We start from the raw sequence: 20,796 nt of genomic DNA on the forward strand, positions 1-20,796 counted from the left end.
GCGGCCCCACCGTGCCCGGGGTGCGGCACGTCACAGCGTGCGCTCCAGGCGTTCGGCCACGAGCCTGGTGAAACGCGCCGGGTCGCCGAGCTGGCTGCCCTCCGCGAGCAGCGCCATGCCGTACAGCAGCTCGGCGGTGCCGGGCAGCTCCGGGTCGTCGGCGCGCTCGGCGTGCGCCCTGCGCAGGCCCTCGACCAGCGGATGGCCGGGGTTCAGCTCCAGGATCCGCTTGCTCGTCGGCAGCTCCTGGCCCATCGCCCGGTACATCGCCTGGAGGGCGGGCGTCACATCGCCCGCGTCCGACACGACGCACGCCGGGGAGACGGTCAGCCGGGAGGAGAGCCGCACCTCCTTGACGTCATCGCCGAGCCGTTCGGCCATCCACGTCAGCAGCCCCGCGTACTCCTCGCGCCGCTGCTCGCGCTCGGCCTTGGCCTCCTCGGCCTCATCGCCCGAGTCGAGGTCCGCCTCGCCCTTGGCGATGGACCGCAGCTCCTTGCCGTCGAACGGCGGCACCGCCCCGACCCACACCTCGTCGACCGGGTCGGTGAGGATCAGCACCTCGACGCCCTTCTCGCGGAACGCCTCCATGTGCGGGGAGTTCTCGATGGCCGCCCTGGACTCGCCGGTCATGTAGTGGATGTGCTTCTGCCCCTCCTTCATGCGCTCCACGTACTCCGCGAGGGTCGTCGGCTTCTCCGGGTCGTGCGTGGAGGCGAACGAAGCGACCGCGAGGATCGCGTCGCGGTTGTCGAAGTCGCCGAGCAGGCCCTCCTTGACGACGTGCCCGAACTCCCGCCAGAACGCCGCGTAGTTGTCCGGGCGCGCGGACTTCATCTCCCTGATCGTGGCGAGCACCTTCTTGGCCAGCCTGCGGTGCATCAGCTGGATCTGGCGGTCCTGCTGAAGGATCTCGCGGGACACGTTGAGCGACAGGTCGGCCGCGTCGACCACGCCCTTGACGAAACGCAGGTACTCGGGGATCAGCGCCTCGCAGTCCTCCATGATGAGCACGCGCTTCACATAGAGCTGAACGCCCCGCTTGCTGTCCTGCGCGAACAGGTCGCGCGGTGGGTGCGACGGCAGGAACAGCAGCGCCTGGTACTCGAACGTGCCCTCAGCGCGCACCTGGATGATCTCCAGGGGGTCGGCCCAGTCATGGCTGATGTGCTTGTACAGCTCGTGGTACTCCGCGTCCGAGACCTCGTCGCGGGAGCGCGCCCAGAGGGCCTTGCGGGAGTTCAGCGTCTCCGGCTCGGCCGCTTCCCCGCCCTCCTCGCCCTCCTTCTTCTCCGCGTTCTCCTGCTCCCCTGTGACCATCCGGATCGGCCACGTGATGAAGTCGGAGTAGCGCTTGACGATCTCCTTGATCTTCCACGGCGCGGTGTAGTCGAAGAGCTGGTCCTCGGCGTCCTCGGGCTTGAGCCGCAGGGTGATCGCCGTGCCCTGCGGCGCCTCGTCGAGCGTCTCGACGGTGTATGTGCCCTCGCCCGTGGATGTCCAGCGGGTGCCCTTGTCCTCCCCGGCGCGGCGGGTCACCAGCGTGACCTCGTCGGCCACCATGAAGCTGGAGTAGAAGCCGACGCCGAACTGCCCGATGAGCCCTTCGGCCGCCCCCGCGGCCTTGGCCTCCTTGAGCTGCTCGAGGAACTCGGCGGTGCCGGACCTGGCGATGGTCCCGATGAGCCGCACCACGTCGTCGTGCGACATCCCGATCCCGTTGTCCCGCACGGTCAGCGTGCGGGCTTCCTTGTCGGCATCGAGGGCGATGTGCAGGTCGGACACGTCGGCGCCCAGCGCGTCGTCCCGCAGCGCCTCGATGCGGAGCTTGTCCAGCGCGTCGGACGCGTTGGAGATCAACTCCCGCAGGAACACGTCCTTGTTCGAGTAGATCGAGTGGATCATCATCTGGAGGAGCTGGCGCGCCTCAACCTGGAACTCGAACGTCTCGGTCGGCATGGTCGTGAATTCCCTCACCTGTGTCACCGGTTCACGGGAGCCGAGCCCCCGTGGGCGTCGCGGGCTCCCAGGCTGTCGTCCAGGTGATGGTATGCCGAGCCCGGCTACGCCGGGCAACCCGCGGTAGCCGCGCGTGGCATCAGCCGCCGTGCGTCGCCGCGGTGCGGAAGTCGGTGTAGGTGTACGGGTTGTCGAGGAACCCCGTATCGGCGACCTCGGGGTTCATCCCCCGCCGCCACGCGTCCTCGCCGAGGCGCGACCCGAGGTGGTCCACGGTCGCCGCGGCCGCGCCACGGGGGCACGGCGACCGCGTGCGTGAGGGGCCGCTGCCCGAGGCTGATCGCCGAGGGCAAGGTCCGCCACATCGGGCTGTCCGAGGCGGGTCCGCCACATCGGGCTGTCCGAGGCGGGCCCGCCACGATCCGCCGCGCGCACGCCGTCCACCCCCCTCACCGCGGTCAGGTCGGAGCTGTCGACACCCCCGGGGGCCCGGCCCGCGAGAGCCTCTGACCTCCACGGGAGCATCGGGGCCCGCCGGTTTGGTCCCCGGCGCGCGGGCTACTCGGTGGGGAAGCACCAGCGCCGCCCCGATGAGGACGCCATGAAGCGACACCAGGACTCCCCGGCCGACCGCCTGGCCCGCGGCCTCGGCCGGATCGGTCTCGCGCCGGGCCGGGCCCGGCTCGCCGCGCCGGGCGCCGCCCGGCGCACACGCGCCTCCGTCACGGTCAACCGCCCGCGCGACGCCGTCTACGCCTACTGGCGCGACTTCACGCGACTGCCCCTCTTCATGGACCACCTGGAGTCGGTCGAGACCCTCGACGGGGCGCGGACGCACTGGACGGCCCGCGCGCCGGGGAAGGGCACCGTCGAGTGGGACGCCGAGCTGGTGAGGGACGACGAGAACGCCCTGATCGCCTGGCGTTCCACCGGCGAACCCGCCGTGGGCAACACGGGCACGGTCCGCTTCACCGACGCCCCCGCGGGCCGAGGCACCGAGGTGCGGGTGGACCTCGCCCACGACCCGCCGGGCGGCAGGGCGGGCGTCGCCCTCGCCCGCCTCCTGGGCGAGCACCCCACGCAGCAGGTCCGCGACGACCTGCGGCGCTTCAAGCAGATCCTCGAAACGGGCGAGGTGGTCCGCTCCGACGGCAGCCCCGAGGGCGTCCGCGCGACGCGCCAGGCCAGGCAGCGCCCCGGGCGGCCGCTCCCCGGGCGGCCGCTCCCCGCGGCCGGAGCCGCAGGGGCTGCCGGGGCCGCCGGAGTCGCAGGAGCCGCCGGAGAGGGAGCCACCGCATGAAGGCCATCTGCTGGGCGGGGCGCAACGCGGTCGAGGTCGCCGACGTCCCCGACCCCGCGATCCTCACCGCGCGCGACGCGATCGTCCGCGTCACCGCCACCTCGATCTGCGGCTCCGACCTGCACCTCTACGACGGCTACATCCCGACCGTGCGCAAGGGCGACGTCCTGGGGCACGAGTTCATGGGCGAGGTCGTCGACGTCGGCGCGCAGGTGCGCGACCTCAGGGTGGGGGACCGGGTCGTCGTCCCGTTCCCCATCGCCTGCGGCCACTGCTGGGCGTGCGAGCACGACCTGTACTCCGTGTGCGAGAACTCCAACCCCAACGCTGCCCTGGCCGAGACATTCATGGGGCACGGGCTCGCCGGGATCTTCGGCTACTCCCACATGCTCGGCGGCTACGCGGGCGGCCAGGCCGAGTATGTGCGCGTGCCGTTCGCCGACGTCGGGCCGATCAGGGTCGAGGACGACCTGGCCGACGAGCAGGTCCTCTTCCTCTCCGACGTCCTGCCCACCGGCTGGATGGCCGCCGAGAACTGCGACATCAGGCCGGGCGACACCATCGCCGTGTGGGGCGCGGGGCCCGTCGGCCAGTTCGCCGCGGCGAGCGCGTTCATCCAGGGCGCCGAGCGCGTCATCGTCATCGACCGCGTCCCCGCCCGGCTCGACCGGACCCGCGCGTACACCGGCGCCGAGACCCTGGACCACGAGGACGTCGACGTGCTGGACGCGCTGCGCGACATGACCGCGGGCCGCGGGCCCGACGCGTGCGTCGACGCCGTCGGCATGGAGGCCCACCACCCCACCGGGCCGATCCACGCCTTCGACCGCGCCAAGCAGGCCCTGCGCCGTGCGACCGAGCGGCCCCACGCGCTGCGCGAGGCGATCATGGCCTGCCGCGGCGGCGGGACCGTCTCGGTCGTCGGCGTCTACGGCGGGGCCATCGACACGTTCCCCATGGGCCCCCTCATGAACCGTTCGCTGACCCTGCGCGCGGGTCAGTGCCATGTGCAGCGCTATCTGGCGCCCCTCCTCGACCGGATCCGCGACGGCGAGATCGACCCGTCGTTCGTCGTCTCGCACCGCATGAGCCTGGACGAGGCGCCGCGCGGCTACGAGCTGCTCAAGCACGAGCGCGACAAGTGCAACAAGATCATCCTCAGGCCCTGAACGCCTCGACCGCGGTGCATGCTGGGCGCGGTGCGTGCTGGGGGCATGTCGTTGTCCGCCGGTTGGTCGGTTTCGTGGTGGGTGCGGGTCAGTGATGGCACCTACGGGGGAGGGGGCCTCGGGTGACCGGCCGTCCCTGTCACCGGTCGGTCTCGTCGTCGGCCGGGACCGTTCGCCAGCCGCGCGCGGCGGATACCGCTTGGCGGGTGGCCGATCTCTGCGTGGATGGCGGCCGCCAACTACCCTTCGCGGGCGCGCCCGTTCGGCGAACGGCAAGAACCACCGGACGCTCCGTAGCCGCCGCCCCGGTTCAACCCACCGGCTTCTCCCACACAGAGACATGCGCACGACTCTCGCTGGTGAACGGCGCCCGGCCCCAATCGTCCCAGCGCTCGCTCAGCCGCAGCCCCGCGAGTCGCGCCATCAGATCCAGCTCCGCGGGCCACACATACCGGAACGGAATCGTGCGGTACTCCCCGCGCCCCTCGGTGAACTCGACGTAGTTCGAGCTCATCGACTGCGTCGCGACGTCGTAGAGGTCGCACGCCCACCGGGTCGGGCCCACCTGGAACGGCACCGCGTCCTGCCCTGGTGGCAGCCTGCGCAGGTCGGGGACCATGACCTCCACGACGAAGTGGCCCCCGGGCTCCAGGTGCTCGGCGACGTTGCGGAAGCAGTCCACCTGCGCGTCCTGCGTCGTGAGGTTCATGATCGTGTTGAAGACGAGATAGGCGACGGAGAACGAGCCCTCGGCCCGCGCCGTCGCGAAGTCGCCGATCGTCACGCCGATCGCGTCGCCGCCCGGCTTGGCGCGCAGCCGGTCCACCATCGCCCGCGACAGGTCGATGCCGTGGACCGGTACCCCGCGGGCGGCCAGCGGCAGCGCGATCCGGCCGGTTCCGATGCCCAACTCCAACGCCCGGCCGCGCCCGGCCAGTTCGGCCAGCACCGCGACAGCCGGGTCCACGACGTCCGGCGCGAACCACTCGCCCGCAGAGGCGTCGTAGGCCGCCGCGACGCGTTCCCCGAAGTATCCGTCCCGAGAGTCCATCCCGGGACCGTACGCCGGAGGCGCCCCCACCGCCCGGCATTTACCCGGTGGGCGGGGTCCCAGGGTCAGACGCCGAACGCGGGCGGGTACGCGATGGTGCCCTCAGGCGCCGGGCGGTGGGGATCGAGGGCCAACGCCATCATCGCCTCGTCCGGGACCTCGAACGGCGCGCGGATGCCGAGCCCGGACGCCGGGGCGAACCCGAACCTCGGGTAGTAGTCGGCGTGTCCGAGGACCAGCACCAGGCTCTCGCCCCGCGCCCGGGCCGCGTCCAGCGCGGCGCGGATGGCCGCCGAGCCCGCCCCGGTGCGTTGGAACGCGGGCAGCACCGCGCACGGGGCGAGGGCGAGCGCGGGTCGGCCGTCCACGTGGCAGCGGGTGAGCAGGGCGTGGCCGACCGGCGTTCCCTCGGGCGTCGCGGCGACGATCGACAGGCCGTCGATCCACGCGTCGGAGGCGCGGAGCGCGTCCACCAGGTCGGCCTCGGCGGGCGTGGGGAAGGCGGCGCGGAGGATGTCGCGGAGCGCGGGGATGTCGGCGGTGGCCTCAGGGCGGGTGGTCCAGGCGGTCAAGAGGGATCCGTTCGGGCGGCGGGCATGGCCCGCGTAACCGTAGTCGCCGCCGTGCTCGCGCCGCGGGCCACCGCGCTCCGGTTGCCCCCGCGCCGACGACGCCATCGCACCGCTAGGATCAACCCGCCCCGGGCCACGGGGCGTTGCCGGGCGAGAGAGGGAGCTCCGATGGACGATTTCCTGGATGACGTGGTGGACGAGGCCCTCGACGAGACCGAGGACGCGCTCGAGGACGTCGGCGTCGACGTGGAGATCGACGGCGACTGAACGGGGGGCCGGGCGCCGTCCAGGCGGTCCACCGTCACGACAGCGTCCGCTCCCGGCCCGAGCCGCCCAGGGCCCGAGCCGCCCAGGGCCTTGAGCCGCCGCGTCCTGCCGTTCAGGACGCGATGCACTCCTCGAGGCGCGCCGCGAGGTCAGGATCGGGTCTCGGTATGTCGCCGAAGTGCGGGTCGTGGTCGCCCGGCAGGCGTTGGACCACCTCCGTCAGCGCCTCGCACGGCGGCGCGCTGCGGGCGCAAGGCTCGTCGTCCGTGTCGGCCCCCAACGACGAGACGGTGCGCAGCAGCATGGACTCCACGGTGGTGAACCCCCGGTGGTACAGGCACGGTTGCTCCCACGCGTAGAAGCCGCGCCGGGGCGCGTCGGGGAGCGCTCGGCGCCGGAGCGACCTGCGGTGGTCGAGGACCTCGAGCTCCGTGGCCTGCCGCGCCCAGTGGTCCGCGTCGCGCGTCTCGCCGCGCTGGAGGTGCATCAGATACAGGCAGAGCGCCGCCGTCGACTTGCCCGCGCCCGCGCTGAACTGCCACCAGAACTGCGCCCCGTCCGGCCGGTCGGCCAGGTGCAGCAGGCAGGCGAAGATGAGCGCGCCCTCGGGCGCGAGACGTGTGGAGCGGGCGAGTTCGGCGATGTCGGCGGGCGCGTGGGACGTGCTGATGACCATGCGGGACAGCTCGCTGAGGTCCTGCGCCGACTGTTCGAGCAGGGCGACGGGCAGCCGGTCCCTGGCGACCTCGGGGCGCGGCCGGGTGGCCGCCCCGGTCAGGGCGCGGGCGTGGTCGTCGCGCGTGAGGACCTCCTGCCAGAGGGTCTCGGCGAGGTCCTGCTCGATGCGGCGGCGCGACGCGGCGATCTCGTCCGCCGCGTCGGCGTGCGCCGGGTCGGGGGTGGGGAACGGCACGGCCGCGTCGGCGAGGTAGGCGTCGACGCCCTCGGGCGCGATGCTCTCGGGCGTCATGTCAGTCTTCCTTGTCGTCATGATCGGCGTCGAAGCTCACCCCGAGGTCGTTGGCCAGCTTGAGGCGGGCCACCTTCCGGTGGGAGCGGACGGTGGGCAGGGCGATGCCCATGATGTCCGCCACCTGCCGAGGGGTGTGGCCGAGGACGTACTGGAGGACGATCACGTCGTACTGGCGCTCGGGCAGCCGGGCGATCGCCGCGTACAGCCCGAGGCCGGACTCCAGGACGGCGAAGCGGTCGCGGAAGACCTCGAGGACCACGCGGCGGAACGCGGCGGTCTCGGGTAACGCGGGTCTGCGGCCCTCCGCCTTCAGCCGTTGGGCGATGGCGAGCCGCAGGACGGCCCACGCGGTGGCCTCGGGGGCCTCCTCCCGCATCAGCTCGTGCCAGCTGATCGCCAGGTCGTTCATCACCTGGTGCACCAGCTTGCCCGCCGCTCCCGCGTCGCCGAGCTGGAGCTCCGCATAGCCCTTGTAGATCCGGTAGTTCTGCTCGTGGAACGCCCAGAACGCGGTCGGCAGCCAGCGGTGGGCCAGCTCGCGGACGGCCTGGTCGGCGCCGGGCGGCACATCGGGGACGAGGCTCACGCCTGATCACTCTCCCCTTCGCGCGCGAGGCGACCCGGGGCAGGCGGCACTTGCCCGATGGACCCGGGGCGCGGCGGCGCGCCGGTCACAGCGTCGTGGCTCACGTGGAGGAATCCTTCCCTTGGGCGACCCCCGGGGAGTGCCCCGTCCCTGGACGGGGCGAGGGGGACCGCGCTGGCGAGCTGAACAGCCCTTGGTCATCAGCCAATCGAAAAAATTTGCCGAGCGTTGACGCGGCCGACCCGGAAATTTCCTGGCCCATGCCCCGGGGAAACGCGGCAAACGCCGCCCCCGCGCGGCGCGCGCCCACCGCGCCGCCCGGCCACGGGCCCGCTCTACGCGCCTCCATCAGCAAGGGCGTTCGCACGCCGCACGTGCATACGCGGACATGCCAGGAAGGGGGGCACATCCCGCGCAAACGCCACCGGGCCCCGCGATGTGACGGACGCCATAGCGCGGGGTCGGAGGAGCCGCGTGGCGAGATCCGGACGCGCGCCGTCGTGCGGGCGCGGCGCCGTCGCTACGATCGCGGCGTTCCAGGCATGGGGCTCGTGGCGCGCCGCCGGGGCGCGGGCGCCGACGAAAGGGGAGGCATGGCGGAACAGCCGGAGCGGACAACGGAGTTGGGCACCGGAGCGGCGCGCGCGGCGGTGGCGTTCGACCCGCTGGCGCGGGTGTGGCTGACGGAGGCCGAGGTGGGGTCGTCGCGGCCCGACCTGGCGTATGTGCCGCGCCTGGACGGCTCGCTGCGCGTGGACCTGGGGTCGCTCGCCGACGACGGGGACGACTTCGGGCACATCGTGCACCACCCCCCGGGAAGCGTGCTGCGGACCGGGTCCGTGGACGACATCGCGGCGATGATCAGGTTCTGCGACGCCCACCACATCGAGGTGGCCGCCCGCGGCCAGGGGCACGCGACATTCGGGCAGGCGCAGGTGGCCGGTGGCCTGGTGATCGAGACCGAGCCGCTGAGCCGGATCGGGCCCGTGGGGGAGCGGGAGGTCACGGTGGGGGCGGGGGCGGTGTGGAGCGCGGTGGTGAAGGAGACGCTCAGGCACGGGCTGACACCGCCGGTCTTCACGGACTACCTGGAGCTCTCGGTGGGCGGCACGCTCTCGGTCGGCGGACTCGGCGGCCAGGCGCGCCTGTTCGGCGCCCAGGTCGACAACGTCATCGCCCTCGAGGTCGTCACCGGGGCGGGGGAGGTCGTCAGCTGCTCGCCGACCCGGCGACCCGACCTCTTCCGGGCGGTGCTCGCCGGGCTCGGCCAGTGCGCGGTCATCGTCTCGGCGACGCTGCGGCTGATCTCCGCGCCCGCGACCGTACGGCGCTACCAGCTGTCGTACTCGGACCTGGAGACGTTCCTCGACGACCAGCGGAGGCTCGCCGAGACGGGCCCTTTCACCTATGTCGAGGGCACGGCCGAGCAGGACGAGAACGGCGCGTACACGTCGTTCGTGATCGAGGCCGTCGCCTACGGGCCGCCCGCCGGGTCCACCGGGACCGTTCCGGATGAGGACGTGGCCGAGGCCGAGGATGTGGCCGAGGATGTGGCCGAGGCGCTGCGCGGCCTGGGGTACGACGGGTCGGGGCCGATCGTCGCCGAGGCGCTCGGGTACTTCGACTTCCTCAACCGCCTGGCCTCCGGCGTGGCCGACCTCAAGAACGCCGGCTACTGGACCTGGGCCCACCCCTGGCTGAATCTCGTGCTCCCCGGCGACCGCGCCGCCGAGCTGGCCCGCACCCTGCTCGACGGGATCGCGGGGCAGGACGTCGGCCCCGGCGGCGTCGTGCTGCTCTACCCGCTGGTCCGCCGACGCCTGCACACCCCGCTGCTGCGGGTCCCCGACGACCCGGTGCCCTCCCTGATGGCCGTCCTGTGGACGCTCGACCCCGCGGACCCCGCGGCGATCAGCGCCCGAACGGCCGCCAACCGCGCGGCGTTCGAGACCGTACGCGCCGCGGGCGGCACCCAGTACCCCGTGGGGGCCGTCCCGATGACCGCCGCCGACTGGCGCGGCCAGTACGGCAAGGAGTGGGAGGAGTTCGCCGCGGCCAAGCGCCGTTACGACCCCCATGGCCTGCTCGCCCCCGGCCAGCACATCTTCACCGCCTGAGCGGGCCGTCGCACGGCCTTCCGGCCGGTGCGAGGGCCTCCCCACGATCGCGGCGGAGCGGGGAGAAAGATCCGATGTACTCTGCTGGGGCATCGACGTGGGGAGGAACGCGATGTCCGTGACCGACGACGCCATCGAGGCGATCAAGCAGATGATCGTGGACGGCGAGCTGCGGCCGGGCGACCGCCTCCCCAGGGAGCCGGACCTCGCCGAGCGGCTCGGCCTGTCGCGCAACTCGCTGCGCGAGGCCGTGCGCGCGCTCTCGCTCATCCACGTCCTCGACGTGCGGCGCGGCGACGGCACGTATGTGACGAGCCTCGAGCCCTCGTTGCTGATGGACGCGATGGGCTTCGTCGTCGACTTCCACCGCGACGACACCGTGCTCCAGCTCCTCGAGACCCGGCGCATCATCGAGCCCGCCGCCACCGAGCTGGCCGCCCTCAAGATGCCCATGGCCGACATCGACGCCCTCGCCGGGCTGCTCGACTCGCTCGGCGAGGCCCCCACCGTCGACCAACTGGTGGAGAACGACCTGGAGTTCCACCGGCGGATCGCCGCGGGCTCGGGCAACGCCATGCTGGCCTCGCTGGTGGAGACCCTGTCGGGCCGCACGCAGCGCGCCCGCACATGGCGCGGGCTGACCCAGGAGGGCGCGGTGGCGCGCACGCTCGCCGAGCACCGCGCCATCGTGCAGGCGCTCGCCGGGCGCCAGGCCGACATCGCCCGCGCCACGGCCACCGTGCACGTCGCGGGCGTCGAGCAGTGGCTCCGCCAGACCCTCGTCGAACGGCGCTGAGCCGCCGCATCGGGCGCACCCCCCACCAACACCCCCGATTGATCGGGTCTCTTGGCCGGTCGGGGCGAGGCGTTGCGGCGACATGGGTGGCGACATGGCGGGAATCCGCCGGTTTCGCGCAGTCTTGACGCTCGATACATCGGATGTCTATTGTCGCCGGAAGCCTAGCTCGTTCAAGGCCCAGCTCGTTCAAGGGAGTGTGTCCGTGGCTCGCTTTATCGACATACAGACGCACGACGTGCGGTTCCCCACCTCGCGGACGCTGGACGGCTCCGACGCCATGAACCCCGACCCCGACTACTCGGCCGCCTATGTGCGGCTGCTCACCGACGCGGGCGACGGCATCGAGGGCCATGGGTTCGTCTTCACGATCGGGCGGGGCAACGATGTGCAGGTAGCCGCCCTGCGCGCGCTCGAGGACCACGTGCTCGGGCGCGACGTCGAGGCGACCCTGGCGGATCTCGGCGGGATGTGGCGGGAGCTGGTGCACGACTCACAGCTGCGCTGGCTCGGCCCCGAGAAGGGGATCATGCACATGGCCATCGGCGCGGTCGTGAACGCGCTGTGGGACCTGCGCGCCAAGCGCGAGGGCACGCCCCTGTGGCGGCTGCTCGCGTCGCTCAGCCCCGAGGAGATCGTCGACCTCGTCGACTTCCGCTACCTCACCGACGCGCTGACCCGCGACGAGGCGCTCGACATCCTGCGCGCGTCCGAGGCGGGGCGCGCCGGGCGCGAGGCGCGGCTGCTGGCCGACGGCTACCCCGCGTACACGACCACGCCAGGCTGGCTCGGCTACGACGACGACAAGCTCGCCCGGCTGTGCCGCGAGGCGGTGGCCGAGGGGTTCGGGCAGATCAAGCTCAAGGTGGGCGCCGACCTGGCCGACGACGTGCGCCGCCTCGCCCTCGCGCGCGACGTGTGCGGGCCCGACATCCGCATCGCCGTCGACGCCAATCAACGCTGGGACGTGGCCGACGCGATCCGCTGGGTCGAGGCGCTGCGCCCGTTCGACCTCGCGTGGGTCGAGGAGCCCACCAGCCCCGACGACGTCGTGGGGCACGCCGCCATCGCCGAGGCGATCGCCCCGATCCCCGTCGCCACGGGCGAACACGCCCAGAACCGCGTGGTGTTCAAGCAGCTCCTCCAGACCCGCGGCGCGTCCGTGCTCCAGCTCGACGCCACGCGCGTCGCCGGGGTCAACGAGAACGTCGCGATCCTGCTGCTCGCCGCCAAGTTCGGCGTCAGGGTCTGCCCGCACGCGGGCGGCGTCGGGCTGTGCGAGGCGGTGCAGCACCTGGCGATGTTCGACTTCGTCGCGGTCTCGGGCACGGTCGAGGACCGCATGATCGAGTTCGTCGACCACCTGCACGAGCACTTCGTGACCCCGGTCGACGTGCGCGACGGACGGTACTTCGCGCCCGCGGCGCCGGGCGCGGGCACCGAGATGGTGGCCGCGTCGCTCGGCGAGTACGCCCACGGCTGAGGAGCGCGCACGCGCGGCGCTGCCGGTCGCCGACCTCGGCCGCTCCCCGTCGAGGTAGACGGTCAGTCGGCCCGCGGTGCTCAGGTGATCACCAGGTCGACGAAGCGCCCCCTCGGCAGCACCGCGGACGTCGTGACGCCCGTGCCCGCGCCGATGAACCGCACCTCGTCCGCGGGCGTCAGGTCGATCAGCACCCGCGGCCAAGACACCCGACCTCTGGCGCGGGGGCGCGAGCGGGCTCCTTTCCCGGCCTACACCCAGGACATCCAAGCTCTTCCTTGTCACGCTTCCGGCGAACGGAATAATTGCGGTTCTGTCCGATGCCTTGACGCGGCATACATCGGATGTTTTTATCGCGGCACCACGCGCTCAGGGGACCCCGGCGTCCCTGACCTCGCGCCCCGGCCGGCGACCCCCACGGAGCGGAAGCGCACCCACCCGTCCACACCGAGCAAGGCCGACATTCGCAACGAAGTGGAACATGCAATGAGACGACGACTCATCCTGGGCGTCACTTCCGTCGCCACCACCACGGGGCTCGTGCTGACCGGATGTTCCTCCGGGACCAACGCCGCGAGCCAGAGCGAGGACAGCCTCGTCTGGTCGATGTGGATCTCGGGAGCCGAGGACAAGGCGGCGTGGCAGGAGGTCGCCGACGCCGTCAGCGAGAACGGCGGCCCCGAGGTCACCATCCAGGGCTCCCCGTGGACCGACTACTGGACCAAGCTGCGCACCCAGCTCAGCGCGGGCGGCGCGCCCTGCATCGTCAGCGTCCAGAGCCTGCGCGCCGCCAACTACACGGATGTCCTGGTGCCGTTGGACTCCCTCGCCGAAGAGGCGGGCGTGGACCTCGCGGAGTTCGACGCGACGGCCCTCGACGGGATGAAGGTGGACGGCGAGTTGTACGCGCTGCCGTACGACACCGGCCCCGTCGTGATGTTCTACAACGAGGACCTCTTCGACGAGGTCGGCGCCGAGATACCCGGGCCCGGCTGGACCATGGACGAGTTCGAGGCCGCCGCCGCGCGGTTCGAGGAGGCGGGCACGCCCCTGCTGGCCTCCACGGTCGAGGACATGTTCCTCGAGTCGCTGATCCTCGGCCACAACGGCGGCCGCGTCATCGACGAGGACGGCACGCTCGACGCCACCGACCCGACGTTCTCCGAAGGCCTCGACTGGATCGCCTCGCTCGTCGAGAGCGGCCAGGCCACCCAGGCCAGCGCCGAGGGCACCGCGGACGACAACGCCTATGTCAACCAGCAGGCCGGGATGTACGTCGACGGCCCCTGGTCGCTGCTCGCCCAGAAGGCCCGCGTCGACTTCACGCTCGGCGTCACGACCATCCCGGCGGGCGCCTCGGGGCCCTCGACGTTCTCCGCGGGCTCGGGATTCGGCATCTCCCAGGAGTGTGAGCACCCCGACCGGGCGTTCGAGGCCATCCGGACGATGACGAGCGAGCCCGTGCTGCGCTCGCTCGCCGAGCAGGGCAGGGCGTTCCCCGCGCGCACCGCCGTGCAGCAGGTCTGGTACGACAGCGCGGGCATCGAGGGCGCCCAGGAGGTGCTCACCGCGGCGCAGGAGGCGTCCGTGCCGCTGCCGGGCAACAGGCAGAGCGACCAGCTGGCGCAGCTCCTCACCCAGTACGCGGTCCAGGCCGTCAACGGGCAGCAGTCGGGCGCCGACACGATGGAGTCCATCGCGGGCCAGCTCGAGCAGTGAGCGGTGATCATCAAGTGACGAGTGTGATCCCCCCGCGGCTCGACGAGCCCGCGCCCACCGCCTCACGCGAGGCGGTGGGCGCGAGCCCGGGCCCGGCGAAGCGGGAGCCGGGGCGGCGTTCGTGGTGGGGCGCGGTCTTCGCCGGGCCCCACGCGCTCGGCCTGGCGATCTTCACCGCGGTCCCCATCGTGGCGTCCCTGGTCGTGAGCTTCATGAGCTGGCCCATGGTCGGCGAACGCGGCTGGGTCGGCCTCGACAACTACGCCGACCTCTTCGGCGACCCGGTCTTCAGGACCGTCATCCTCAACACCGTCGGGTTCGTGCTCCTCTACGTACCGCTGAACCTCGTGATATCCCTGGGCCTTGCCGCCTGGCTCACCCCGCGGATCCGGCACCGGCACGTCTTCAGGGTGCTGTTCTTCATCCCCACGGTGACGCCCATCGTCGCCAACGTCGTGGTCTGGCGCATGCTCTACGAGCCCGGCGGGTTCATCGACGCGACGCTCGAGTCGACCGTCGGCGTCCAGGCCCCCAACTTCCTGGTGGACGAGAACTGGGCGATGCTCGCCATCGTCGCGATGAGCGTCTGGCAGGGCTTCGGCTACAACATGCTGCTGTTCTCGGCCGCGCTCGACGCGGTCCCCGACAACCTGATCGAGGCCGCCGAGCTGGACGGCGCGAGCCCGTGGCAGACGTTCTGGCGCATCAAGTTCCCGGCGATCTCGCCCACGATCTTCTTCGGCACGATGATGACGCTCATCACGTCGTTCCAGGTCTTCGCGCAGCCGTTCCTGCTGACCAAGGGCGGCCCGGGCACCTCGACCGAGACGCTGGTGCAGTACATCTACAACACCGGGTTCCAGGTGCAGCAGCTCGGCCTCGCCTCGGCGGGGGCGTGGGTGCTCTTCGTGATCATCCTGGGCGTCACCGCCGTCCAGTTCCTCGGCCAGAAGCGGTGGGTGCACTATGACTAGCCTCACTCGGGCCCGACCGCCCGCCGCCCCGTCCCGGCTGCGGCGGGCCATCGGGTACGCCCTGCTGTGCCTCATCGCGCTGGCGTTCCTCGCGCCGCTCGTCTACATGGTGGCCACCAGCCTCAAGCCCGCGGGCGAGACGTTCGAGAGCCCGCCCACCCTGTGGGGCTCGGAGATCCGCTGGCAGAACTACGCCGACGTCTTCACCTACCTGCCGTTCGAGCGCTTCATCATCAACGGCGTGATCGTCGCCGTCCTCGGCACGGCACTCAACGTCGCGGTCGCGGCCCTGAGCGGCTACGCCTTCTCGCGCCTGAGGTGGCGCGGCAGGAACCTCGTCTTCGCGCTCTTCCTCGCGACGCTGATGATCCCGCAGGATGTCCTCGTCATCCCGATGTATGTGATGATGCAGGACTTCGGCTGGGTGGACTCCTTCCAGGCGCTGATCATCCCGTGGGCGTTCACCGCGTTCGGGGCGTTCCTGTCGCGGCAGTTCTTCCTCACCGTCCCGCAGGAGCTCGACGACGCCGCGCGCATGGACGGCGCGGGCACCGTGCGCACGTTCTTCGCCGTGATGCTGCCGCTGGCCAGGCCGACGCTCGCCGTGCTCGCCGTCTTCACGTTCATCGCCTACTGGAACTCGTTCCTGTGGCCGCTCATCATCGTCAACGACGTCGAGGCGCACGCCACCGTCCCGCTCGGCCTCCAGCAGTTCTTCGGCCAGCAGGGCAGTCAGTGGCACCTCGTCATGGCGGCGTCCGTCATCTCGATGCTGCCCACCGTGATCATCCTGCTCCTCCTCCAGAGACACCTGATCCGCGGCATCGTCACCAGCGGCCTCGGCGGCCGCTGACCGCGTCCGTCCCGCATCTCGAAAGGAAAGACTCCCGTGTCCGTCCCCGCCTGGTTCACCCACGACCGTTTCGGCATGTTCATCCACTGGGGCCTCTACTCGCTCCCGGCCCGCCACGAGTGGGTCATGAACCGCGAGCGGCGCACCGTGGAGGACTACGAGCGCTACTTCGCGCGCTTCGAGCCCGACCTGTACGACCCACGCGCCTGGGCCCGCGCCGCCAAGGACGCGGGCATGCGGTATGTCGTGCTGACCACCAAGCACCACGAGGGCTTCTGCCTGTGGGACTCCAAGCTGACCGACTACACGGCCGTCCACGCGCCCATAGGCCGCGACCTCGTCAGGGAGTTCACCGAGGCCGTGCGCGCCGAGGGCCTCAAGGTCGGCTTCTACCACTCGCTCATCGACTGGCACCACCCCGACTTCACCGTCGACGGCCACCACCCGCGCCGCGACGACTCCCGCGAGGAGATCGACCGCCTCAACGAGGGCCGCGACATGGCCCGTTACCGCGCCTATCTGCACGGCCAGGTCGAGGAGCTGCTGACGAACTACGGCACCGTCGACTACCTCTTCTACGACTTCTCCTACCGCGACGACGACCACCAGGACATCTGGGGCGGCAAGGGCGCGGACGACTGGGGCGCCAAGGAGCTGCTCGCGCTCACCCGCCGCCTCCAGCCCGGCATCGTCGTCAACGACCGCCTCGACCTCCCGGGCGACTTCGTCACCCCCGAGCAGTACCAGCCCGACGCGCCCATGGAGATCGACGGCGAGCCGGTGCCGTGGGAGGCGTGCCAGACCCTGAACGGCAGCTGGGGCTACGACCGCGACAACAAGAACGTCAAGAGCGTCGAGCTGCTGGTGCGCATGCTCATCGACGGCGTCTCCAAGAACGGCAACATGCTGCTCAACGTCGGCCCCACGGGGCGCGGCGAGTTCGATCCCGTCGCGCTGGCCACGCTCGAGGGGATCGGGGAGTGGATGCGCCGCCACGAGCGGTCGATCCGCGGCGCCGGACCCGCGGCGTTCACCGCGCCGCCCGACGCCCGCCTCACGCAGCGCGGCGACCGCCTCTATCTGCACCTCTTCACCTGGCCGTTCGAGCACGTCCACCTGGCGGGTCTTGCGGGCAAGGTCGCCTACGCGCAGCTCCTGCACGACGCGTCCGAGGTGGCGTTCCGCGAGATCGATCCCGACCTCAAGGCGTCGCTCACCGGCATGGGCGGCCAGCCCCCGGGAACGTTGACCCTGACCCTGCCGGTCGTGCGGCCCGACGTGGCCGTCCCTGTCGTGGAGATCTTCCTGACCGACGACGCGGCGGCGAAGGAGGCCGAGTGACCCAGCGCGTCGCCGTCCACACCCGGCTCAAGCCCGGGCGCGAGGCGGACTACGACCGTGTCCACGCCACCATCCCGGCCGAGCTCGCCGAGCGCCTGCGCGCCGCCGGTGTGGTCGAGTGGCGCATCTGGCGCAGCGGCAGGGACCTCTTCCACGAGATCGAGGTGGCGGACTACCGCGCGATGCGCAGGGCGCTCGCCGACGACCCGGTGAACGTGGCGTGGCAGGCCCGCATGGCCGAGCTGCTCGAGGTCGAGGACGACTACGCGGGCGACAACGACGGCCTGCCGCTGGTCTGGAGCCTGGCGTGACGGGCGGCGGCGCGGGCCCGTGGTGGTTCGGCGGCGCCGGGATCGGCAACCTCGGGCACGAGGTCGCCGACCCGGTGGCCCGCGCCACGGTCGACGCCGCGTGGGACGCGGGCATGCGCGGCTTCGACACCGCGCCCCACTACGGCCTGGGCCTGTCCGAGCGGCGGCTCGGCGCGGCCCTCGCGGGGCGCCCGCGCGGGGAGTTCGCGGTGTCGACGAAGGTCGGCCGCGTCCTGGAGCCGGTGAGCGGGCCCGGGGACGGCCTCGTGGGTGACGACCTGGCCAACGGCTTCGCCGTCCCCGCCCTGCACCGCCGCGTGTGGGACGTCTCACGCGCCGGGGTCGAACGTTCGCTGGCCGCCAGCCTTGACCGGCTCGGCCTCGACCACGTCGACACCCTCTATCTGCACGACCCCGACGAGTACGACCCGGCCGCCGCCGCGGGCCCCGACGCGCCCGGCGACCCCCGGGCGGCGCTCCACTCCGGGCTGCGGGCGCTCGCGGCGCTGCGCGACGAGGGCGTGGTGCGGGCCGTGGGCGTGGGCTCCAAGTCGGTGCCGACGCTGACCGCGGCGGTGGAGACGGGCCTGGCCGACGTGCTCATGGTCGCGGGCCGGTACACGCTGCTCGAACAGCCCGCCGCCGCGCTGCTGCGCGCGTGCGCGGCCCGGGGCGTGCGCGTCGTGGCCGCGGGGGTGTTCAACTCGGGCGCGCTGAGCCGCCCCGAGCCCGACCCGTCGCTGCCGTACGAGTACGGGACGATGCCCGCCGCGGTGTTCCAGCGGATCACCGCGCTCCGGACGGTGTGCGAACGCCATGGCGTCGACCTGCCGACCGCGGCCCTCGCGTTCCCCCTGCGCGCCCCCGCGGTGACGGGCGTCGCGGTCGGCGCGCAGTCCCCCGAGCAGATCCAGGAGAACGCCAGCCGCGCCGCCACCCCCGTCCCCGACGCGCTCTGGGACGACCTCGTGGCGGACGGCCTGCTCGCCGAGGAGTGAGGAGGGACACCGACCCGGGCCCGCCGGACGTCGCTAGACGTGGAACGGGATCGTGGTGACCACGATCTTGGGCAGCGGCCTGAGCGAGTGGCGCAGCCGGGCCGCGATCCGGCTGTGCAGGATCCGGTATCTGCGCCGCCGGGGGACGATCTCCGGCAGGATCACCGTCAGCGTCAGGTCGGGGCGCTGGCGGTGCAGCGCCTCCACATAGTCGACCAGCGGCGCGACGATCGCCCGATACGGCGTCACCACGACCTCGAGCGGCAGGTGGTCGCCCCACTGCGCCCAGTACGCGCGGAAGCGCGCCGCCTCGTCGTCGCTCGGCGCGACGTGCAGCGCGAGCACCGGCTGCCGGAGCGAGGCGGCATAGGCCAACGCCCGCATCCCGGCGAGGTCAAGGACGGCGAGCGCCACCACCGACAGGTGGTGGACCTGCTCGGGGCACTCCTCGGCCTCGCTCTCCCCCTCCCGCTCCCTCTCCCGCTCGTCCTCGCCCCCGCCCTCGCCGCCGCGCGGCGCCGGGCCCTCCGCGGGCAGGGCGGGCGCCGAGACGTCGCGCGCGGGCAGCTCGATCGCGTGCGGGTGCAGCCGCAACGCCCGGCCCACCGCGTCGTAGTGGCGCCTGATGTGCGTCGTCACCAGCACGAACGCGCCGATGGCGAGGACCGCGACCCACGCCCCGGCCGCGAACTTGGTGATGCCCGCCGTCACGAACACCACGGCGGACAGCGCGCCGCCGACGGCGTTGAAGATCAGGCTCTTGCGCCAGTGCTCCTCGCGCACCCGGCGCCAGTGGAGCACCATCCCGGCCTGGGACAGCGTGAACGCCAGGAAGACGCCGACCGCGTACAGCGGGATCAGGGAGGTGGTCCTGCCGCCGAAGGCCACGAAGATCAGCAGCGCGCAGACCGAGAGCAGGATGATCCCGTTGCTGAACGCGAGGCGGTCGCCGAACCGCAGGAAGACGCGTGGCGCGTACCAGTCGCGGGCCAGCAGGAAGAGGACGCGCGGGAAGTCGTTGTAGGCGGTGTTGGCCGCGAGCAGCAGCACCGCGGCCGTCGCCAGCTGGACGAAGATGTAGAGCGGCCCCGAGCCGAACGTCCGGTGCGCGACCTGGGACAGCAGCGGCTCGTGGGGGTTGGGCGTGACGCCCGTGAGGTGCACCAGGACGATGGTCCCGGCGAACAGCGTGATGAGCAGGCCGATCATCCACGTCAGCGTCGTGCGCGCGTTGCGCCACTCGACGGGCTTGAACGCGGGTACCGCGTTGGAGATCGCCTCGATGCCCGTCATCGCGGTCGAGCCCGAGGCGAACGCGCGCATCACCAGCAGCAGGCCGACGCTCTGCGTGACGGCGAGGTGCGGCGTCGGCTCCGGCTGGAAGCCGCGCCCGGCCGCCTGCGACAGGCCCACGGCGAGCAGCACCACCATGGCCACGATGAACGCGTACGTCGGAATGGCGAACATCTTGCCCGCCTGCCGCACTCCCCGCAGGTTCCCCGCGAGCAGCACGAGGATCACCAGGACCCCGAGCGGCACCGGGCTGCGGGACAGCGAGGGGAACGCGGCGGAGAACGCGGCGACCCCCGAGGCGATCGACACGGCGACCGTGAGCACATAGTCCGTCATCAGCCCGCCCGCGGCCATCAGCCCGGGGAGGCGGCCGAGGTTCCGGCTGGCGACCAGGTAGGAGCCGCCGCCGTGCGGATAGGCGCGGATCGTCTGGCGGTACGACACCCCGACGGCCACCATCAGCACCACGATGGCCCCGGCGATCGGCAGCGAGTAGCCGAGCCCCGCGCTCCCGGCGAGGACGAGGATGCCGAGCAGCGCCTCAGGGCCGTACGCCACCGACGAGAGCGCGTCGGCGGACAGCACGGGCAGCGCGACCCGTTTGCTCATCCGCTCCCGCGCGATCGCGCTGCTCCGCAGCGGGGCGCCGAGCACAAGACGCCTGGCCCGGTGCGCGGCGCGGGCCCTGCGGCCGCGCCGCGGGACCTCGCCCTCCTCGAACTCGATCGCGGGCGGCTGCCCCTTGAGCACCGGGATGTCGACAAGTCGGCTGAAGCGCGTCGGCCCCACCTCGCCCGGCGGGGGGAAGCTGCCGACGTCAGGCGTCACCGGCAGCGCGCGCCGCCACAGCTCCGCGTCGCCCGTCACCCGCCCCCACTCGTGCCCCACCTGCCGCAGGACCCCGAGCTGCTCGTCGTCGAGCCGCGGAAGCAACGCGGAAGGGGTCGGCGAGCCGCCTTGTTCCGTCCCCTCGCCCTTCCGCCCTTTTTCTGACATGTCCGACACGGGGAACAGTGTCACCCGCCGACCCCCGC

At 72.3% G+C, this 20,796-nt stretch carries 18 protein-coding genes; 11 read left to right on the forward strand and 7 right to left on the reverse strand.

Features of this window, described 5'->3' with window-relative positions:
- Positions 1-30: 30 nt before the first annotated feature.
- Positions 31-1,959 carry a molecular chaperone HtpG gene (gene htpG, locus D7318_RS02220; protein WP_120695079.1) on the reverse strand — a complete coding sequence of 643 codons (1,929 nt, stop codon included), beginning with the start codon at positions 1,957-1,959 and terminating at the stop codon, positions 31-33.
- 139 nt (positions 1,960-2,098) lie between these two features.
- Complete coding sequence (locus D7318_RS34540; protein WP_268987326.1) at positions 2,099-2,233, reverse strand: hypothetical protein; 135 nt, start codon at positions 2,231-2,233, stop codon at positions 2,099-2,101.
- A 327-nt stretch (positions 2,234-2,560) separates the two neighbouring features.
- Between D7318_RS34540 and D7318_RS02225 the strand changes: the two genes are divergently transcribed.
- The gene (locus D7318_RS02225) at positions 2,561-3,259 is read left to right on the forward strand and encodes an SRPBCC family protein (protein ID WP_120695237.1); all 699 of its coding nucleotides are present in this window, start codon (positions 2,561-2,563) and stop codon (positions 3,257-3,259) included.
- Positions 3,256-4,428 (forward strand): zinc-dependent alcohol dehydrogenase, encoded by a 1,173-nt coding sequence (locus D7318_RS02230; RefSeq protein ID WP_120695080.1) that lies wholly within the window; start codon positions 3,256-3,258, stop codon positions 4,426-4,428. Before D7318_RS02225 ends, D7318_RS02230 begins: the two co-directional genes overlap by 4 nt.
- A gap of 310 nt (positions 4,429-4,738) precedes the next feature.
- On the opposite strand, the gene D7318_RS02235 is transcribed toward D7318_RS02230, so the two are convergent.
- From D7318_RS02235 to D7318_RS33635, 4 genes are all read right to left on the reverse strand, one after another.
- Positions 4,739-5,479 carry a class I SAM-dependent DNA methyltransferase gene (locus tag D7318_RS02235; RefSeq protein WP_120695081.1) on the reverse strand — a complete coding sequence of 247 codons (741 nt, stop codon included), beginning with the start codon at positions 5,477-5,479 and terminating at the stop codon, positions 4,739-4,741.
- A gap of 65 nt (positions 5,480-5,544) precedes the next feature.
- Entirely contained in the window at positions 5,545-6,051 is a 507-nt protein-coding gene (locus D7318_RS02240) for a GNAT family N-acetyltransferase (RefSeq protein ID WP_230423256.1), read from the reverse strand.
- Positions 6,052-6,430: 379 nt separating this feature from the next.
- Positions 6,431-7,288 (reverse strand): hypothetical protein, encoded by an 858-nt coding sequence (locus D7318_RS02245; protein WP_120695083.1) that lies wholly within the window; start codon positions 7,286-7,288, stop codon positions 6,431-6,433.
- Position 7,289: 1 nt separating this feature from the next.
- Positions 7,290-7,877: a sigma-70 family RNA polymerase sigma factor gene (locus D7318_RS33635; protein WP_230423257.1), complete on the reverse strand. Its 588-nt coding sequence runs from the start codon at positions 7,875-7,877 to the stop codon at positions 7,290-7,292.
- Positions 7,878-8,470: 593 nt separating this feature from the next.
- Here D7318_RS33635 and D7318_RS02255 point away from each other — a divergent pair.
- From D7318_RS02255 to D7318_RS02295, 9 genes are all read left to right on the forward strand, one after another.
- Entirely contained in the window at positions 8,471-9,994 is a 1,524-nt protein-coding gene (locus D7318_RS02255; RefSeq protein ID WP_120695084.1) for an FAD-binding protein, read from the forward strand.
- A gap of 112 nt (positions 9,995-10,106) precedes the next feature.
- Positions 10,107-10,790 (forward strand): FadR/GntR family transcriptional regulator, encoded by a 684-nt coding sequence (locus tag D7318_RS02260; protein ID WP_120695085.1) that lies wholly within the window; start codon positions 10,107-10,109, stop codon positions 10,788-10,790.
- Positions 10,791-10,989: 199 nt separating this feature from the next.
- The gene (locus tag D7318_RS02265) at positions 10,990-12,273 is read left to right on the forward strand and encodes an enolase C-terminal domain-like protein (protein ID WP_408055434.1); all 1,284 of its coding nucleotides are present in this window, start codon (positions 10,990-10,992) and stop codon (positions 12,271-12,273) included.
- Between the two features lie 486 nt (positions 12,274-12,759).
- Positions 12,760-13,992 (forward strand): ABC transporter substrate-binding protein, encoded by a 1,233-nt coding sequence (locus tag D7318_RS02270; RefSeq protein WP_120695087.1) that lies wholly within the window; start codon positions 12,760-12,762, stop codon positions 13,990-13,992.
- A 14-nt stretch (positions 13,993-14,006) separates the two neighbouring features.
- Entirely contained in the window at positions 14,007-14,966 is a 960-nt protein-coding gene (locus D7318_RS02275; RefSeq protein WP_120695088.1) for a carbohydrate ABC transporter permease, read from the forward strand.
- The gene (locus tag D7318_RS02280; protein ID WP_120695089.1) at positions 14,959-15,819 is read left to right on the forward strand and encodes a carbohydrate ABC transporter permease; all 861 of its coding nucleotides are present in this window, start codon (positions 14,959-14,961) and stop codon (positions 15,817-15,819) included. The genes D7318_RS02275 and D7318_RS02280 overlap by 8 nt, the downstream gene beginning before the upstream one ends.
- 36 nt (positions 15,820-15,855) lie before the next feature.
- Positions 15,856-17,160, forward strand: coding sequence for an alpha-L-fucosidase (locus D7318_RS02285; RefSeq protein ID WP_120695090.1), 1,305 nt, complete (start codon positions 15,856-15,858; stop codon positions 17,158-17,160).
- Positions 17,157-17,471: an L-rhamnose mutarotase gene (locus D7318_RS02290; protein WP_120695091.1), complete on the forward strand. Its 315-nt coding sequence runs from the start codon at positions 17,157-17,159 to the stop codon at positions 17,469-17,471. The genes D7318_RS02285 and D7318_RS02290 overlap by 4 nt, the downstream gene beginning before the upstream one ends.
- Entirely contained in the window at positions 17,468-18,469 is a 1,002-nt protein-coding gene (locus tag D7318_RS02295; RefSeq protein ID WP_120695092.1) for an aldo/keto reductase, read from the forward strand. The genes D7318_RS02290 and D7318_RS02295 overlap by 4 nt, the downstream gene beginning before the upstream one ends.
- 33 nt (positions 18,470-18,502) lie before the next feature.
- On the opposite strand, the gene D7318_RS02300 is transcribed toward D7318_RS02295, so the two are convergent.
- Positions 18,503-20,758: an APC family permease gene (locus D7318_RS02300; protein ID WP_120695239.1), complete on the reverse strand. Its 2,256-nt coding sequence runs from the start codon at positions 20,756-20,758 to the stop codon at positions 18,503-18,505.
- Positions 20,759-20,796 lie beyond the last annotated feature (38 nt).

The sequence above is a fragment of the Streptomyces radicis genome, assembly GCF_003626575.1.
Lineage (GTDB): Bacteria > Actinomycetota > Actinomycetes > Streptomycetales > Streptomycetaceae > Streptomyces > Streptomyces radicis.

What these genes read in the sequence shown, in the direction of transcription:
- htpG (WP_120695079.1), bottom strand. Translation starts at nt 1,959, where the DNA reads ATGCCGACCGAGACGTTCGAGTTCCAGGTTGAGGCGCGCCAGCTCCTC.
- D7318_RS02225 (WP_120695237.1), top strand. Translation starts at nt 2,561, where the DNA reads ATGAAGCGACACCAGGACTCCCCGGCCGACCGCCTGGCCCGCGGCCTC.
- D7318_RS02230 (WP_120695080.1), top strand. Translation starts at nt 3,256, where the DNA reads ATGAAGGCCATCTGCTGGGCGGGGCGCAACGCGGTCGAGGTCGCCGAC.
- D7318_RS02235 (WP_120695081.1), bottom strand. Translation starts at nt 5,479, where the DNA reads ATGGACTCTCGGGACGGATACTTCGGGGAACGCGTCGCGGCGGCCTAC.
- D7318_RS02245 (WP_120695083.1), bottom strand. Translation starts at nt 7,288, where the DNA reads ATGACGCCCGAGAGCATCGCGCCCGAGGGCGTCGACGCCTACCTCGCC.
- D7318_RS02255 (WP_120695084.1), top strand. Translation starts at nt 8,471, where the DNA reads ATGGCGGAACAGCCGGAGCGGACAACGGAGTTGGGCACCGGAGCGGCG.
- D7318_RS02260 (WP_120695085.1), top strand. Translation starts at nt 10,107, where the DNA reads ATGTCCGTGACCGACGACGCCATCGAGGCGATCAAGCAGATGATCGTG.
- D7318_RS02270 (WP_120695087.1), top strand. Translation starts at nt 12,760, where the DNA reads ATGAGACGACGACTCATCCTGGGCGTCACTTCCGTCGCCACCACCACG.
- D7318_RS02280 (WP_120695089.1), top strand. Translation starts at nt 14,959, where the DNA reads ATGACTAGCCTCACTCGGGCCCGACCGCCCGCCGCCCCGTCCCGGCTG.
- D7318_RS02300 (WP_120695239.1), bottom strand. Translation starts at nt 20,758, where the DNA reads ATGTCAGAAAAAGGGCGGAAGGGCGAGGGGACGGAACAAGGCGGCTCG.